At 50.3% G+C, this 15,653-nt stretch carries 14 protein-coding genes; 6 read left to right on the forward strand and 8 right to left on the reverse strand.

The window, feature by feature from the left end; genetic code table 11:
- Positions 1-1,619: hypothetical protein (locus tag BCM02_RS32170; RefSeq protein WP_148933229.1), on the reverse strand; the 1,619-nt coding region annotated here is incomplete at its 3' end.
- 78 nt (positions 1,620-1,697) lie between these two features.
- On the opposite strand from BCM02_RS32170, the gene BCM02_RS32175 reads away from it, so the two are divergent.
- Positions 1,698-2,465, forward strand: coding sequence for a hypothetical protein (locus BCM02_RS32175; RefSeq protein WP_148933230.1), 768 nt, complete (start codon positions 1,698-1,700; stop codon positions 2,463-2,465).
- A 19-nt stretch (positions 2,466-2,484) separates the two neighbouring features.
- On the opposite strand, the gene BCM02_RS32180 is transcribed toward BCM02_RS32175, so the two are convergent.
- The 7 genes from BCM02_RS32180 to BCM02_RS32210 all read right to left on the reverse strand — a co-directional run bounded on the left by BCM02_RS32180 (position 2,485) and on the right by BCM02_RS32210 (position 11,243).
- Complete coding sequence (locus tag BCM02_RS32180) at positions 2,485-3,174, reverse strand: M23 family metallopeptidase (RefSeq protein ID WP_148933231.1); 690 nt, start codon at positions 3,172-3,174, stop codon at positions 2,485-2,487.
- A 5-nt stretch (positions 3,175-3,179) separates the two neighbouring features.
- Positions 3,180-3,695 carry a hypothetical protein gene (locus BCM02_RS32185; protein ID WP_148933232.1) on the reverse strand — a complete coding sequence of 172 codons (516 nt, stop codon included), beginning with the start codon at positions 3,693-3,695 and terminating at the stop codon, positions 3,180-3,182.
- 293 nt (positions 3,696-3,988) lie between these two features.
- On the reverse strand, positions 3,989-4,297 hold the full coding sequence (locus tag BCM02_RS32190; RefSeq protein ID WP_148933233.1) for a hypothetical protein: 309 nt from the start codon (positions 4,295-4,297) through the stop codon (positions 3,989-3,991).
- 516 nt (positions 4,298-4,813) lie between these two features.
- Positions 4,814-6,802 (reverse strand): OmpL47-type beta-barrel domain-containing protein, encoded by a 1,989-nt coding sequence (locus tag BCM02_RS32195; protein ID WP_148933234.1) that lies wholly within the window; start codon positions 6,800-6,802, stop codon positions 4,814-4,816.
- Between the two features lie 343 nt (positions 6,803-7,145).
- Positions 7,146-9,101 carry an OmpL47-type beta-barrel domain-containing protein gene (locus BCM02_RS32200; protein WP_148933235.1) on the reverse strand — a complete coding sequence of 652 codons (1,956 nt, stop codon included), beginning with the start codon at positions 9,099-9,101 and terminating at the stop codon, positions 7,146-7,148.
- 464 nt (positions 9,102-9,565) lie between these two features.
- The gene (locus BCM02_RS32205; protein WP_148933236.1) at positions 9,566-10,495 is read right to left on the reverse strand and encodes a WG repeat-containing protein; all 930 of its coding nucleotides are present in this window, start codon (positions 10,493-10,495) and stop codon (positions 9,566-9,568) included.
- 355 nt (positions 10,496-10,850) lie between these two features.
- The gene (locus BCM02_RS32210) at positions 10,851-11,243 is read right to left on the reverse strand and encodes a helix-turn-helix domain-containing protein (RefSeq protein ID WP_187434524.1); all 393 of its coding nucleotides are present in this window, start codon (positions 11,241-11,243) and stop codon (positions 10,851-10,853) included.
- Between the two features lie 61 nt (positions 11,244-11,304).
- Here BCM02_RS32210 and BCM02_RS36710 point away from each other — a divergent pair, with 61 nt between their 5' ends.
- The 5 genes from BCM02_RS36710 (at position 11,305) to BCM02_RS32230 (ending at position 15,272) form a co-directional block, all read left to right on the forward strand.
- Entirely contained in the window at positions 11,305-11,607 is a 303-nt protein-coding gene (locus BCM02_RS36710; RefSeq protein ID WP_148933238.1) for a helix-turn-helix transcriptional regulator, read from the forward strand.
- Between the two features lie 305 nt (positions 11,608-11,912).
- Positions 11,913-12,146, forward strand: coding sequence for a helix-turn-helix domain-containing protein (locus tag BCM02_RS32220; protein WP_148933239.1), 234 nt, complete (start codon positions 11,913-11,915; stop codon positions 12,144-12,146).
- Complete coding sequence (locus tag BCM02_RS36430) at positions 12,143-12,271, forward strand: hypothetical protein (RefSeq protein WP_281288268.1); 129 nt, start codon at positions 12,143-12,145, stop codon at positions 12,269-12,271. The genes BCM02_RS32220 and BCM02_RS36430 overlap by 4 nt, the downstream gene beginning before the upstream one ends.
- Positions 12,264-14,252 (forward strand): hypothetical protein, encoded by a 1,989-nt coding sequence (locus BCM02_RS32225; protein ID WP_246183655.1) that lies wholly within the window; start codon positions 12,264-12,266, stop codon positions 14,250-14,252. Before BCM02_RS36430 ends, BCM02_RS32225 begins: the two co-directional genes overlap by 8 nt.
- Positions 14,253-15,272, forward strand: coding sequence for a recombinase RecT (locus BCM02_RS32230; RefSeq protein ID WP_222871044.1), 1,020 nt, complete (start codon positions 14,253-14,255; stop codon positions 15,270-15,272).
- The last annotated feature ends 381 nt before the right edge of the window (positions 15,273-15,653 follow it).

Raw genomic sequence — 15,653 nt, forward strand, 5'->3', positions numbered from 1 at the left:
TCCACGAAATTGCGCAGCATCTGGCCGTCGGCGGTGTCAATGAGGATGACCGAGAAGCCGGCCATGACCATGTCGTAAGCGTAGACCGTGCCGTATCCCTCCGACTTGCCGCTGCCCTGTTTACCCTGGCCGAAGGCGGCCGTGCAGAGCGCATCGTACACCGCGGCCTGCGATGAGCCCGGATATGCCTCAAGCGGCTGCCGCGCCAGCTTGCGGACGCCGCGTTCCGTGACCCAGCCGATCCGGACGGACCGGACGTCCTCGCGCGTCAACTCGTCTGGTAGGCTGATCTCCTTAACCTTGCGTGCCTGGATCTGCGGAAACTCCTCGATTAGGGAATCGCCCGGGAGCTGCAGCAGCTTGCCGGCCTCGTCGGTGCTGAGCTTAACCGGACGGAACCGGATGGAGAATCCGCGGCGCGTTTCGATCGCGTCTAGGTACCGGGCTGTCCACTTGGGCGGCACGTCGTACCGCTCGAGCTCGTTGTTGCCGCTGATGTCTTTCCAGGCGTTCGCGATCGTGTAGGCGGCGTCGCGGCGGCGTCCTGCGTCCTCGGATTGCACCGCGATCCGCAGCCAGCCCTTCAGCACGTCCTCGCCTGGCTTGCGCTTGCTGGCCGGCGTCATCTCCTCCCGGATCTGCGCAGCTTCCCGGTAGCTGCTCTGTTCGCGTCGCCAGACGGCCAGCTGCTCCTTCTGTTGAGCGGTGAACCGCGTCAACTCCAGCAGTTCATATCGCGCGCGCTCGAAAGCCTGATGTACCAGGCGGAGAAACTTGTGCTGCAAGCTAGCATCCGGCACGTATCCCTTTTCGAGCAGGTCGTGCGCCTCCTTGGCTTCCTTGACCCACGCTCGCCGGTCATACGGTTCCAATAGTGCGTCAAAGATTGCGACGTCATCGCCCTCGAGCGTCCGGACGGTGGTCAGCATTGACGGCAACGGGTAGTTATTGTCTTTGTCGGTGGCAAGCGAGAAGATGTCGTGCCGGCGGTAGGAGAGTTCCGTACAAAACACCTTGGCCGGGTCGAGCCGCGGGAGCCCGCCGGGAATCTCCTGAATCGTGATGCCGGCGTCGTAAATCGCCTCGGCCTTACGCAACACTTCACCGGCCTTGTCGCGGGGAAGCAGCAGATAAAAATTGACGGAGCCCGCGCGCATGACGATCCGGAAATTGCATCGGTAGGGGCTGCGGTCAGTGCAGATCGTTTCGCCCATGGCCGGGTTGCCCCAGCGGCGGCGCTCCTTCGGCGAGCGGTAAAAGCTCGCCATGACCTTCGCCAAAACGTACGCCTGGTTGTTGCGGATCGACGGCGTCGGGCTGATCTCGTATACGACGTAATCGTCCGGCTCGCGGCGGTAGAAGCGATCCCACGGAATCGACTCGACGGCGCCGGATACACGTCTCGTGAACCGGCCAGCGGCCGCCGCAGACTTGACAAGCATGCCGGCGAGCTGATCCCGGAAGAGCGGACGGGAGGGACGCGGACCGGATCCGCGACGTTGAGATGTCGCGACCACCGGCAGCTGCGCGTGGTACAAGGTAGGGTAGAGCTCGATACGGTCGACCCGGCCGCCCTCGTGGAGCCGGTAAAGTGTGCTGCCGATGATCGCGGTGATCATCACAATAGCCCCCCTAGTTTTTACTTATGGACACTTCTGGTAATATTGAGGAAATGATAGCTATGAGGTGATGTTGAATTGGGGTTAGTTAAATTGAGTGAGTTCTTGAAGAAAAAATGGGTTTACCTTGTGATTATTGCTTCTCCTGTATTAATAAATTATTTACTTCTAACATGGCGGGCTTGGCGAGTTAATGGTGGTACGGATGCCTGGATCGGCTTTTTCGGAAGCTATTTAGGTCTTATTGGGGCAGTAGGGGTTGCACTCTTTCAGTTTAAGACCCAAAGAGATAAGGAAATTCAGCAAGATAAAGTAAACAATAGATCGTTTATTTCGGCTCATGACTTTAGCGCCCCGGTGGATCTACGGCGAGTAGTGACTCATGAAAATAGTAGGCTAATCGAAACTCAACAATATACAGAATTCAAAGATTGGATGGAACAAACTAACCCTAATTACAAAGGGGCAATCGCTTACTATAAAATTTCGCAATTTGGAGCCCCTGATATCATCATGGACTGCAAGATAGTTGCTGTGATTGTTCCAAAGGGGAAAGCGCCAATTCGAATAGAGACCCACGTAGGCATCGTTGAAAAAGGTATTGAGATTTTTTTACCAGTAACAATGAAAGTCATTAGTGACATTGAAGTACATGAATTAATCATTGATTACCGTACGATACGGGATGAAAAAATGCGATACTACTCTAATCCACAGACCAAAATAGAAAAGCACTTAGTTATAAAACCAGATGGTTCAGAAGAAGTGATTATGAAAAATGAATCAAGACAGGCAACATGGATCTATCCAAAAAAGCTAACTCCACCTGAGCAGAAAAAGGAATAAACCTGATCCTACGATAGGATCATGCGAACACCATCCCCCTCAGTATCCAGAATACGACCCATCCCCATGCGATCCACTTCTTCGGCCAGCGCGCGCCGCCCATCAATATGAGAATCAGAACGATCGTGCTGATCATTAACGGGTTGTCGAGCGCCCCGGAGTTAAACACGTCGCTGAGCTCGCTCCAGAGGTTGGCCGGGTTGAGCCAGTAGGCGAGCTCGCGGAATGCGTGGCCGATCGCGCTCATCGTGTTGTTGAAGCCTTCGAGCGCATCCTGTAGTCCGCCGAGCGGGCCGCTGTGTCCTTCTGGGACGGCGAGCGGCGCCGTCCCCATTGCAGCATCGATCAGCGACGTCGGATCAATGTAGTGGCCGTCTTCCATGAGCCCGAGATGCAGGTGTGGTCCCGTGCTATGCCCGGTGCTTCCGGATAGTCCGATGACGTCGCCCGCCTGCAGGTGCTGGCCGGGGTAGACCGTGATCCGCGAAAGGTGGCCGTAGATGACGTCATGGCCGTCCGGCGTATGCAGCATGACACCGTTGCCGAGCCGGTCGGCTCCTTCGACGATCCGGCTCACGACGCTGTCCGCGACGGCATGCAGTTCGGTACCCTCAGGGATTGCGACGTCAACGCCAGTATGCGGCGCCGTATGCGCGCTGTCGATCGCTCCGTACTCGGAGGTGATGCGCGGGCGGATATTGATGATCATGGCCGTTACCCCCTCGTCGGCGGGATGTATGTCGGGTCCAGCCGCGGTGCGATCTGCTGCTGGTGCTGCTCGATCTGATCCCAGACGTCTACCTGCAGGCTGGATTGCAATTCGAGAAAGACGAGCGGCACGAGCAAGATGCCGATGTACCCGAGCACGCCCTTGATGATACGGCCTTTCCAACCAGGGAAGTCGAGCTGCGCCTCGACGATGCCCCAGATCGTAATCCCCATGCCGACCCAAAACGAAGCCTTTTGGAGCAAGAGGATAATGTTCCGCCCGCCCGACATTGTCTTCACGGACGCGGCCAGCACGCCGGACGGCTCGAGCATGACGGCAAGCAACATGACGGCCGCCGTATAGGCGCGGTGGTTACGCCGAAGATGCGCTATGACACGATTAATGCGCAGCGCGTCCGCCGCGGGGAGCTCGACCTGCGGCAGCTCCGGACCCAAGTCCATGATGACTTTTGTACGGCGCCCGTCGTAACAGCGCGCGCTGATGTTGATCGTGGTGATCATTTCGAATTCCGCCCCTTCTTGATGAGATCCGTAAGCCCCCAGATAACCAGGCAGCAACCGAAACCGAAGATCATTTCCGCCGACCTCCCTTCGCGACGATCGTCAACGTGATGGCCATAAAGATGCAGCCCCACACGATGTAAAACATAAGCATGACCTCCTCGGTATGCGCGGCAGCGGCGCCGATCATAATAGCCGTATCGAGTGCGGAGGGAGGGACGTTGGATGCCATTTGTGGCGATTGCAGTAGGTATTGCGATGATGATCTGGGGCGCGCCGGCGGTGTTCGGCGGTTAGAGTTTCGGTTTAAAGACGGTCGGCCTTGATGGGCTGGTCGTTTTTTCTTTGCTCTGCTGCAGGATGATATCGAGCGGTTGCGGGCGGGATGGCAGCGTCGTACTCCTGTCTGGTGGTGGAACGATCAGCGGGCGCTCCTTGATCTCCGTGGCCATTTTGGTCCGTATCCCAAGCATTAGCCGCATGCCGTCGCGTACCATCTCCGACAGCACGCCGCTGCTGAGTCCTGCTGTCGCTTCCTTCAGATCCTCGTCGCGGCCATCACGCAGCCGCGCCTCAAGCTTCCTTCTCACTTTGTCTGACATGTCGTTACGCCCCTGTCTGACGGTTGATGATTGAGGATACGGAAGACTGTTTGTACAAAATTCCTGAGCTTTGAATAAAATTTTCAAAGACTGTCCACCCTCTGTAACAGAAGGTGGGGGGATCGGTATGGGATTAGGGAAGAACAGAACGAAATTTGGTCAGGTCATGGATCAGAATGGATACAAACAATCAGATCTGCCGGTAAACAAAAATACAGCGACCAGATTGTGCAATGAATTGGATTATGATCCGCCGCCCGAGATACAAACAACTGCAATAGGTTTCTTGCGAAAGAAGGGACATGATGTTAGGCCCGGGGATTTCTGGGCATAGAAAAAGAGCGTCAGACATTGTGTCCGACGCTCTTCGTTTTGCCACTTCTGAAGCGCCGCCTCCGCAGCGAGCTGCTTCAAGCGGCGCTTTATGATACCCATATTAATAATCGTATTCGTGTAATATCCTGGATATGAACCTTTGTGGTCCTAACTAATTGGTTGAAAACCCGCGAGCCCTTCTTAAGCCGGATGCTTCTCTTCATTACCTACATTGTCGACACTATAGAAGTCCAATCTACGTTCGCCAACCTGATTCATTTCGAAAGGACCTGAGTACGTTTTCCATTCGCCTCCGTTGATCCGGTAGTAGGTCGCTTTAACCCCCGTCGTCTGATCATAAGACTTCAGGGTGACGGTATAGCTTTTAATATACGTTTTGTCGGCGCTCCAGTTCGGGCTCAGAGCGCTCTTGGTGTAAGGAATGTCGGAGTCGATCTTAATGATTATCCGTTGCTGCCCTTCTTGATTGCCGTTGTTATCTGTGCTGTTAAAGTCGACTTGATAGAAGTAAGTATCCTCTCCACTTAATAAGAATGGTCCTGAATAGGTTTGACGGGGCCCATTGTTAATATCGTAGCGTGTATCGCGGACGCCTGTACCCGCCGGGTCGTCTTGAGCTAGAAATTCAACGCGAGCTCCTGGTTTGTACCACCCCGATGCAACTGGAGCTGCTCCATTGACCAACAACTGTGTTTTAGGAGGGGTGATATCATTGGGCGTTACATGGATGGCTAGAATGGAACCTCCAGTCCTACTGTAGAGCTTGTTGTTTTTGTATATAAGCTTCCCTAAGTCTGCAATAACTGGAAAAGCATCACTACCAGCAAGGAAGGAGCTGTAATAGAGATTCCCATTACATGTGCTTAATACCTCGCCGTTGCTTCCAACGCTCCTGATCATTGCATGAGAGTTGCAGAAAGTAACTTGCTTCTTTTCACCCTGCGGTGAAACCATCCAAATTCCAGTGCCTAGCGGTTCCACTTTGGTGTAGGCGCTCCAACCGTTTTCGATATGAAAACCGGTCTCATACGGCAGGAACACATTTTGTGCAAGTTCAATACTTTCTGTTCCATTATGCATCATAAGGGAGTTTGTATCTGAGCGCATGTATAACGTTCTAGTTCCGTCTGTTTTAGCACTTGATTCCCACACGCTGGGGTCAGTTAGCGTACTAACCCTGGTGCTCTTTCCATCCTTGTAAGTGTATAACTTTCTATCTGTCGTGTTTGTATAAAGGACGGTGCCATCCTCGGTTAAATCCCACAGTATCCCTTTGTCTGCTACAATTCTTTCAACGCCGTTTTGCACATTTTTTAACAGAACGGAACCTTGTCTTTCGAAAGCCGCATTGCTTCCTATTACCCTATAATTCCGTCCATAGTAGTAATCACTTTGGTCATGGAGGGTAAGCTCGCCGTCGCTATACTCCATCAGACCCTGATGATGATTCTCTAACTGCTGAATGAACAATGCGCCTTTTGGGGTTAGATAGGCGGGTACCTGGTCATAATCAAAATCCTCAGGGAGATGGGTGGAGAGAATCGTTTCTTGGCGAGTGTGACGATCGAGAATTTTGAGCACGGTGTCAGCTCCGCCAAAATACCCATAATTGTAGCCGGTATACAGGATTTTATCCTCATTAAAATCCAAGATCTTACCTTCGACTGATTCAATAATTGCATAAGAGGAGCTTCGATCCAGAAAGATGGTTCTCAGAGTATAGCCTGGGCTTATGCCCGAAGCGAGTATTTCCATCTTGACTTTGTTGCCGTTGATTATAGACGGAATGGTTGCGGTTTTTCGAATTTCACCGACTCCGGTAGCGAGGTAATAAGATTCCCTATCTGCATGTCCATAATATAATACAACGTCAATTTTCGAAGGTTTTCCCTCAGATGTATAGGCCGTAATGTCTAGTTCAATCTGATCTTTGAATACCGAGCCTTCTAGCGGCTTCTTAACGACAAGTCCGGAAGGCGTGTCAATCTGTGCCGTAATCTGAGGTACTGTTTCGGTCGCTTTAATGGAAGGAGGGGCTTGTTCCGCAAGAGAGTCAGGAGTAGGGAGATCCTCAGCGAATACAGGAGTAACGGAAGCGACTAATAAAACCAAGAGTAAAACTGAGAGGATTACTGATTTACCAAACTTGCAGAACAGAAGCTTGTACATATTCTGACCACCAACCTATAACATAATAACTTACAAAATTGATTATATTTCACATTGATACGAAATGTATATAATCTATATTGTAAATTAGTCGTATATTATAAATTTCATTCTTGATCTCCAGCGCCAAAGACACCTTTTGTCATTTAATAAGATTCGAAAAAAAGAGCGTCAGACTTTGCGTCCGACGCCTCTTAATTTTGCTACCCTGAGCGCCGCCTTCGTAGCGAGCTGCTTCAAAGCGGCGCTTTAAGATAACCATATTAATAATCGTATTCGTGTAATATCCTGGATATGAACCTTTGTGGTCCTAACTAATTGGTTGAAAACCCGCGAGCCCTTCTTAAGCCGGATGCTTCTCTTCATTGCCAACATTGTCGACGCTATAGAAGTCCAATCTACGTTCGCCAACCTGATCCATTTCGAAAGGACCTGAGTACGTTTTCCATTCGCCTCCGTTGATCCGGTAGTAGGTCGCTTTAACCCCCGTCGTCTGATCATAAGCCCTCAGGGTGACAGTATAGCTTTTAATATACGTTTTGTCGGCGCTCCAGTTCGGAGTCAGTGTACTCTTGGTGAAGGGAATGTCAGAGTCGATCTTAATGACTATCCGCTGCTGCCCTTCTTGATTACCATTGTTATCTGTGCTGTTAAAGTCGAGGACGTAATGATGGGTATCCTCTCCGGTCAGAACGAACGGTCCCGTATAAGTTTGTCTAGGACCATTATTAATATCGTAGCGCGTATCGCGGACGCCTGTTCCCGCAGGATCGTCCTGGGCAAGGAATTCGACCCGGGCCCCTGCTTTGTACCAACCGTCATAAACGGGGGTGGCGCCATTGACCAACATCTGTGTTTTAGGAGGGGTGATATCATTCGGCGTCGCATGGATGGCGAGAATGGAGCCACCTGTTATGCTGTAGAATTGGTTGCCCTTATATAGAAGTCTCCCCAAGTCCGCAAGTACAGGGAACGGCTCATTCACGTCACCATGAGAGTAATAACATATTTGGTTACTAATGCATGGGCCTAAAATTTCACCATCGGGGCTTATTACGCTTGTTCCGATTGCCGGTATTAGCTTGGATTCACCCTGCGGGGAGATCATCCACCCTTGGTAAGTGCCTTGGCTATCTTTCTTGTAATAGATAATCCAGCCATTCTCGATATGATAACCGGTGTCATGTGGAGCAAGTTCGATATTTTCCGTTCCGTTATGCAGCATAAGGGCTTTTGGGTTCGAGCGCATATAGAGAGTCCGGATTCCGTCTGTCTTCGCTCCCGACTCCAGTACGCTAGGATCTGTCAACGCCGATAACTTGATGGATGCTCCATCTTTAAACTTGTATATCTTTCGATCCGAGGCGCTCAGGTAGACGATGCTCCCATCTTCCGATAGATCGCTCAACCAACCATTATCTGTCACAACCGACTCCACTCCGGTCAGCAGGTTTTTGGAAATAACGGCACGCTGCCTTTGGAACGCTGCTATATGGCCTTGCACCTCGTAATCAGCCGAATAAAACTGACCGTCAGTATCCTCGCCCAGGAGAATGAGCTCGCCGTTCTTATATTCCGTTAGCTCCTCATGGGCGTACGCTATTTCTTGCACAAACAATGCGCCTTTAGGAGTCAGGACTGCCTTGGGCCCTCCATGCCGATTCGTTTGGAACTTGTCGGTCAGTACGATTTCCTGGCGGGTGTGCCGATCGAGGAGTTTGAGCACGTTATTCAAGTCGCCCGTTGTACTATAGTCGAAGCCGGTATATAGGATTTTGTCATCGTTGAAATCTAAAATTTCCCCGTTTACGGCATCCACAACCGAATAAGAAGGGCTCCGATCCAGAAATATTGTTTTCTTTGCATAGCCTGCTCCCCAAGCCTCGATGTTCATCGTGACTTTTCTAGCATTAATCGCAGAAGGGATGGGGACGGTTTTGCGAATTTGGCCGGCGCCCGTGGCAAGATAATGCCGCTCAAAACCATCGTATATGATAAAAGCGGTGATATTCGCAGGCTGTCCATCCGGTTTGTACGCGGAAATGTCGAGCTCCATCGAATCTTTCGCTATGGCGCCGTCCAGCGGTTTGTTGACGATCAAACCTGTCGGCATGCTGGCCTCGGCATTTACTTGAATCTCAGCATGGTTTTCTTCACCTGATGCGGAGGTCTGCGCCGCGCCAGAGCCCTCCAATGGTGTCTCGGCGAATGCCGGCGTAACGGAAGCGAGGAGAAGTACAACGAGTAAAGCAGGGAGGAGTACCAATTTTCCATACTTACGGAAAAAAAGCTTGTACATATTCTGACCACCAATCTATAACATAATAACTTACAAAATTGATTATATTTCACATTGATACGAAATGTATATAATCTATTGTAATTAGTCGTATATTATAAATTTCATTCTGATCTCCAGCGCCAAAGACACCTTTTGTCATTTAATAAGATTCGGACAGAATAAAGAGCGTCAGACATAACGTCCGACGCTCTTTATTCTGTCTATCCCGAGCGCCGCCTCCGCAGCGAGCTGCTTCAAAGCGGCGCTTTATGATACCAATATACATACGCTATTCGAGATCATAAGCGACTATGTTATATGTTGCAACAATAATAAAACCATCGAACAAGGGGGGCTGTTTGGGGCGTTACTTACCTGACATCGGTTCAGGCTGCGTCAGAGCAGGCACTCTGGACAGTTTGGTCTTTTGTACGTGATGTGATGAAGGAAATATCGGTGCTTCTGTCTGTCCAAAAGCTGCTCTAGCGACATTTATCTCGAAATGAAATTAGACCACTAGATACTTCTTGACCTAATTTTTTATTGGCAATAAATTTAACTTCCCCTGTAATTGATAAAAGACCGTCAGTTCCGTCTTTATTGATTATTGCGTATCCATTCTTGAACCGCTCAGCTTCATCAAATTGAGGGGTTATATGTATTCTTCCTTCATTGTCAATATAACCCCACTTGCCATTCAGCTTCACAGGTGCGTATCCTTCTGAGTAATTCTTATACTCTTCGTATAGTGGTTTAACTAACACGGTGCCGTTCTTATTAAGCAGCCCGATTTTTTTTAAGCCAAAGAATGCGACATCGTCATTAAAATTTGACAAAAAGTTATACCTGAATGGTACTACTGTTTCACCAAATTTATCTATTGCTCCCCATTTTCCTCCCTTAAAGACAACTCCTAACTCGTTAGAGAATTTGTTTGCCATATCATACTCTATAGGGATAGCAACTTCTCCCTGATTATCAAGATACCCAAAATTCATTTTTTGTTTAATAAGTGCTCTATCATTATTCAGATTACCGAACAGTCTAAAATCACTAATAATGATATCGCCATTAGAATCAAGTAAATGAACTTCTTTTCCTAGCTTGCCTCTAATCTGATTGTTCTCATATACGGTGATTCGATCATACTTACATGGGATCACCGACTCCAGTGATTTATTTAAAACCCCATACTTATCCTTTTCTTTATCATAAACCCAAAAAAGGCCGCTCTTCACTGGTCCAGCAGCTGTAAATTGGCTTAATCTAATCGTTTCTCCACTTTGCTTCATAATGAATATCTCATTATTTTTAGTTACCAAAGCAATTCCGTCACCAAATTCCTCCACCTCATCAAATACTGGTTCAATTACAACGTCCCCATTTATATTCAGAAAACCGTATTTCCCCATAGTCGACTCGTCCTTTCTTTGTATTCAGTAATATCTCGCTGTTGGAATATCGGCAGGAGCCCAGTTTAAGTCTTTCAACTTGTCCCATGCTAAACGTTCATGTTCCGGGGCTATAGGTATAGTAGGACTAGAATATTATAAGGCTGCCAGCCCAACAGCCAGCAGCCTTCGTTTTGGGAAGATAGTTGCATTTGAGTTTCAAATAAACGAACACTTGTTCTGTTTTATAGTCCTATGGTATTATTTGTATACAAGATGGAGAGGTGACCGGCTATAAAAAAGAAAATCAGTCTGGATAACTTGGCAGTCTTACTCGGGAAAAAGCCAGGTCATTATCAAGTGAAATTGGGCATTCTTAATCTTCAAAGCGACGATCAAGTCGGATCAGCTCAATCAGCTTCTTCCACTCCTTCGGGGTCAGTGGACGTCCATCGATCTCGAACTGATTCATAAGCTCCTCATCAGTCAATTCAATTTTTCCAATAAACTCTCGCTCATTTTCCATCGAGTCGGGAGTTTTTTTTGTTTCGTCATCAGAGCTGCCCATGAGATAGTCTGTAGTCGTGTTGAACAATTCAGCAAGTTTGACGAATGTCCCCCACTGAGGAACTGCCCGACCGAGCTCATAGTTTGTAACGCTTACCCTATCCACTTCTAGTAATTCAGCTAATTCTAATTGGGTCCAACCCTTACGGTTACGCATTTCTTTTATTCGTTTTGCCACTATTAGCTTTTGTGCTTTATCCATCGATACACCATCCAGAAAAATAATGGGTTGACGTGCATAAAAAGCACATGCTATTATTTGCATGTGCAGTAAATGCACATTCAAGAATAGCATACGCAATGGAAAGGAGGTTTATGCATTGTCAAAAAGGAAAGCTGACCCTCGCATCATTCAAAAGCGCACGCGTTTTCGGGAGCTCCGTCTCGCCAAAGATAAGTCCCAGCGTGCAATGAGTTTGGATTTTGACTGTAGCGAAAGTTGGATTCGAAGCATTGAACATGGGCGATGTAATCCGGAACTAAAATTCGCTTTTCGACTGGCCGAATATTTGGGTTCCACCGTAGACGATGTTTTTCAAGATCTGAAGGATTGCCCTTTTTTTTAAGTCTAATGTGCATTTAATGCACCTTTGCCTACAATATATTATAGAGCGTTCAATCATCTAGCGCAACGCGAACAAATGCGAACATGTAAGCTATTTGCTTACTTTTTACAAATATCAATTTAGGGAGTGGAGTCAATGCGTAACGGAGACATGTTGCTGAAGGAGCTACTTCCAGCTGGACAGACTTCGGGGCCGGTTTACGCAAGTGGATTGCTCAAGGGGACGGAAGCCCGCCAAATGGTCGCTGACTTCAAGGCCGGCATGACAATCCGCTCGATGACAGCCCGCATCCTGGAGGAGCACCGATGAGCACGGCTGCACAGACGCTGGCCGAACGGATCTATGAGCTGCGGATCGAGAGTAGGCTGACGCAGGACGAGACGGCGGCCAGGTTGGGGATCAGCAGAATGGCGCTGTCGCATTTCGAAACGCGCAAGCGGCGCCCGGGGATCCTCATGCTGGATACGATAGCCGATCACTTTAACGTTTCGACCGACTACCTGCTCGGGCGGACGAATGAAAGGGGAACGAGTGTATGAAAAAGCGTAAGTGGAAGCGCGAGAAGCTGTGGGTCCAGCGCAACGAGCAAGGCGTCATCGTCGGTGTGCGGGAAGATGAGCCGCCTAAACCAAATCAACTGAAGGGAGAGAAGGTTCTTGGCTAATCAACGCATGGTTCTCCTCGAACTGGAGCTGACGGGCTTCAAGGGTGCGCGCAACTTCAAACTGGACTCGGCCGGCGGCGCTGATCTTGACATATTCGGCGAAAACGCAGCGGGTAAGACGACGCTGTTCGATGCCTTCACCTGGCTCAAGTTCGATAAGGACAGCCAGAACAAGAAGGACTTCAACATTAAGACGCTGGACACGGCGGGTAATGTTGAGCAAAGCGGAGCCAACCATGAGGTGCGCGCGGTGCTGCAGATCAATGGAAAGCGCGTCGAGCTGCGGAAGGTCTTCCGTGAGAAATGGTCAAAGAAACGCGGATCCGCGGTTGCAGAATTCACCGGCCACGAGACGGATTACTTTATAGACGGCGTGCCGGTCAAGAAAGGCGAGTTCACCGCCTACGTGGACGGCATTATGAAAGAGGACCTTTTCAAGCTGTTGACCAGCCCGACGTTCTTCAATGAACAGCTGAAATGGCAAGACCGCCGAAAGAAATTGCTCGAGGTGTGCGGCGACATGTCCGACGCCGATGTCATCGCGGGAAACGATCAACTGGCGGAGCTGCCGGCCATTCTGGGCGACCGGTCGATCGAAGATCAGCGCAAGGTGATCGCGGCCAAGCGCGCTGAGATTAACAAGGAAATCGAGAAGATCCCTACCAGGATCGACGAGGTAAACCGTTCGTTCCCTGACCTGCCGACTCATAGCGAAGACATGCTGGACCAGCAAATCGAAGCCCTGAAGGGCCGCATCGCTGCGAAGGAAGCCGAACAACAGCGGATCGAGTCTGGTGGGGAATTGGCGGCAAAGCAAAAGCGCGTCGTTGAAATCGAAGGCGAGTTGCTGCAGATCAAGAACGAAGCGCAGGCCGGTGTACTCGATGAGTTGTCCGCCAAGCGGCGAGCGGTGGACGAGCTGCGGCGCAAGGCGCAGGATATCGAGTTCGAGCTCTACACCATCCAGCGACAGGTCGACAAGAATGAGTCTCTCACCAAGGAACGAGAAGCCGAGGCTGAGAAGCTGCGAGCTGAATGGCGCAAGGTCGATGCGGAAACATTCGATGGACATTCGCATGCCACCGACTGCCCTACGTGCGGCCAAGCTTTACCGGAGGAACGGATAGCCGAAGCACACGAGAAGGCGAAGCAGGTGTTCAACGTCAGCAAGTCTGATCGCAAGGAAAAGATTTTCATCAGGGGCAAGACGGCGGCCGATGAGGCGGAGCGACTGAAGGCAGCCAATGTTGGGCTTTTGAGCAAGTTTGAGGACATGCAAACGCGATTGCAGGGAGCGCGAGGCGCGGTTGCGTTTGGAGAAACAGAACTTGAAGAGATCTCCCCGGCCCCGGATTTCATGACCAATCCAGCATACAAGGCCAAGCTCGAAGAGAAGGCGGCCATCGAGTCTGAGATCACCGGACTACGATCTTCATCACAAAGCGCGATCGCAGATGTACGGATCCAGTTGGCGAAGTTGCGGACCGAGGTCGAGGCCCAGGAGCGCAACAAGGCAAAATTCGGCCAGATCAATGCGGCGAAGCAGCGGATTGCCGATCTGAAAGCGGAGGAGCGGCAGCTGGCCACGGCTTACGAGCAATTGGAGCGCGAGCTGTTCTTGACCGAGGAATTCATTCAGACCAAGGTCCAACTCCTTGAGGAAAGGATCAACAGCAAATTCCGATACGCACGCTTCAAGCTGTTTGAGACGCAGATCAACGGCGGCTTGGCAGAATGCTGCGAGACGCTGTACAACGGCGTGCCATATAGCGACATGAACAACGCCGCCCGGATCAACGTCGGGCTCGACATCATCAATACTCTTTCAGAGCATTACGGTTTCACTGCACCGATCTTCATCGATAACGCGGAGGCGGTCACTGATCTGGCACAGACACGTGGGCAGCAGATCCGGCTGATCGTAAGCAAGGGCGACAAGAAACTTCGCGTCGTACCGGCAAATAACCAGGAGGCGATCTAATTGAACGAACAACAAAACAAGCAGCAGCTTACCAAAGTGGATTTGTCAGCGTCAGAACGATTCATGAACAAGGTGGTCACAGAGTACAGCAGCGGTGTAGGCGCGGTAGCGCTGACCAACTTCCAGCAGCGCCTGGCGCAGAATTACTTCGTTGCCATTGACTCGGCTCTGAAGATGGCCGAGGAGAAGCGTCTGAAGAAACGGCAAAACCAAGACCCTCTTGCGGTCACCTGGCAGAATGTCAATATGGAGAAGCTTTCGCGCGACGTCGTAGCTATGGCGCGGATCGGCTTTGACCCGGCTCAGAAAAACCACATCAATATGGTCCCGTTCAAGAACAACACGCTCGGGAAATACGATATCACATTCGTCGAAGGCTACCGTGGTATGGAGCTGAAGGCCAAGAAATATGGGCTCGAAATCCCGGATCACGTTGTTGTCGAGGTCGTTTACAGCACGGACCGGTTCAAATCGATCAAGAAGGATCGAAACAATCCTTATGAGAACTACGAATTCGAAATCACGAACGAATTCGACCGCGGGGATGTAGTCGGTGGCTTTTATTTCCACATCTTTAATGACACGCCCGAGAAGAACAAGCTGGTCGTCATGAGCCTAAAGGACATCGAGAAGCGTAAGCCGCAGTACGCCAGTGCTGAATTCTGGGGCGGCGAGAAGGACGTCTGGGAAAAGGATGAGTCGACCGGCCGCAACAAGAAGGTGGGGACTGAGAAGGTCGAGGGCTGGTACGAAAAGATGGTCTGGAAGACGATCTACCGCGCCGCCTACGGAGATATCACGATCGACAGCCAGAAGATCGACGACGATTACATGCGACTGAAGCAGAACGAAATCGACTTGACGGCCGCCGAGACGGCAGAAGAAATCCGCCAGAACGCCAATCGCGAAGTTATCGATGTCGACTTTACAGCTCACGATGCTGAGGCGGAGATCATCACCCCACAACAAGAGAGTGCGGTGCCAACTGAGCCGGGGGCCGGAAGCAGCCCGGGGTTCTGAGGGAGGGCGCACATTGACAGTAACCCATCGACAATCAGGAACTAAGTTACATTACGTTTGGATTGAGATGAGGCGGCGATGTGGGAGCCCCGAACACCCAAAGTTTCATCATTACGGCGGGCGAGGCATTAAGGTTTTCGCGGATTGGTTATTGTTTCGAAAAGTTTTACGAATGGTCACATCAAAATGGTTACCGCGAAGGACTGACGATAGATCGAATTAATAACGATGGGGATTACTCGCCCGATAATTGCCGTTGGACGAGCCAGAAAGTACAGACCAACAATACCCGTCGTTGCAAGATGATTTTATATAGAGGAAAGACTCAAAGCCTGGCTGACTGGGCTATAGAACTGCATTTGAACTATTTCACTCTTCGAA

It is taken from the genome of Paenibacillus methanolicus (assembly GCF_008124765.1).
Lineage (GTDB): Bacteria > Bacillota > Bacilli > Paenibacillales > Paenibacillaceae > Paenibacillus_Z > Paenibacillus_Z methanolicus.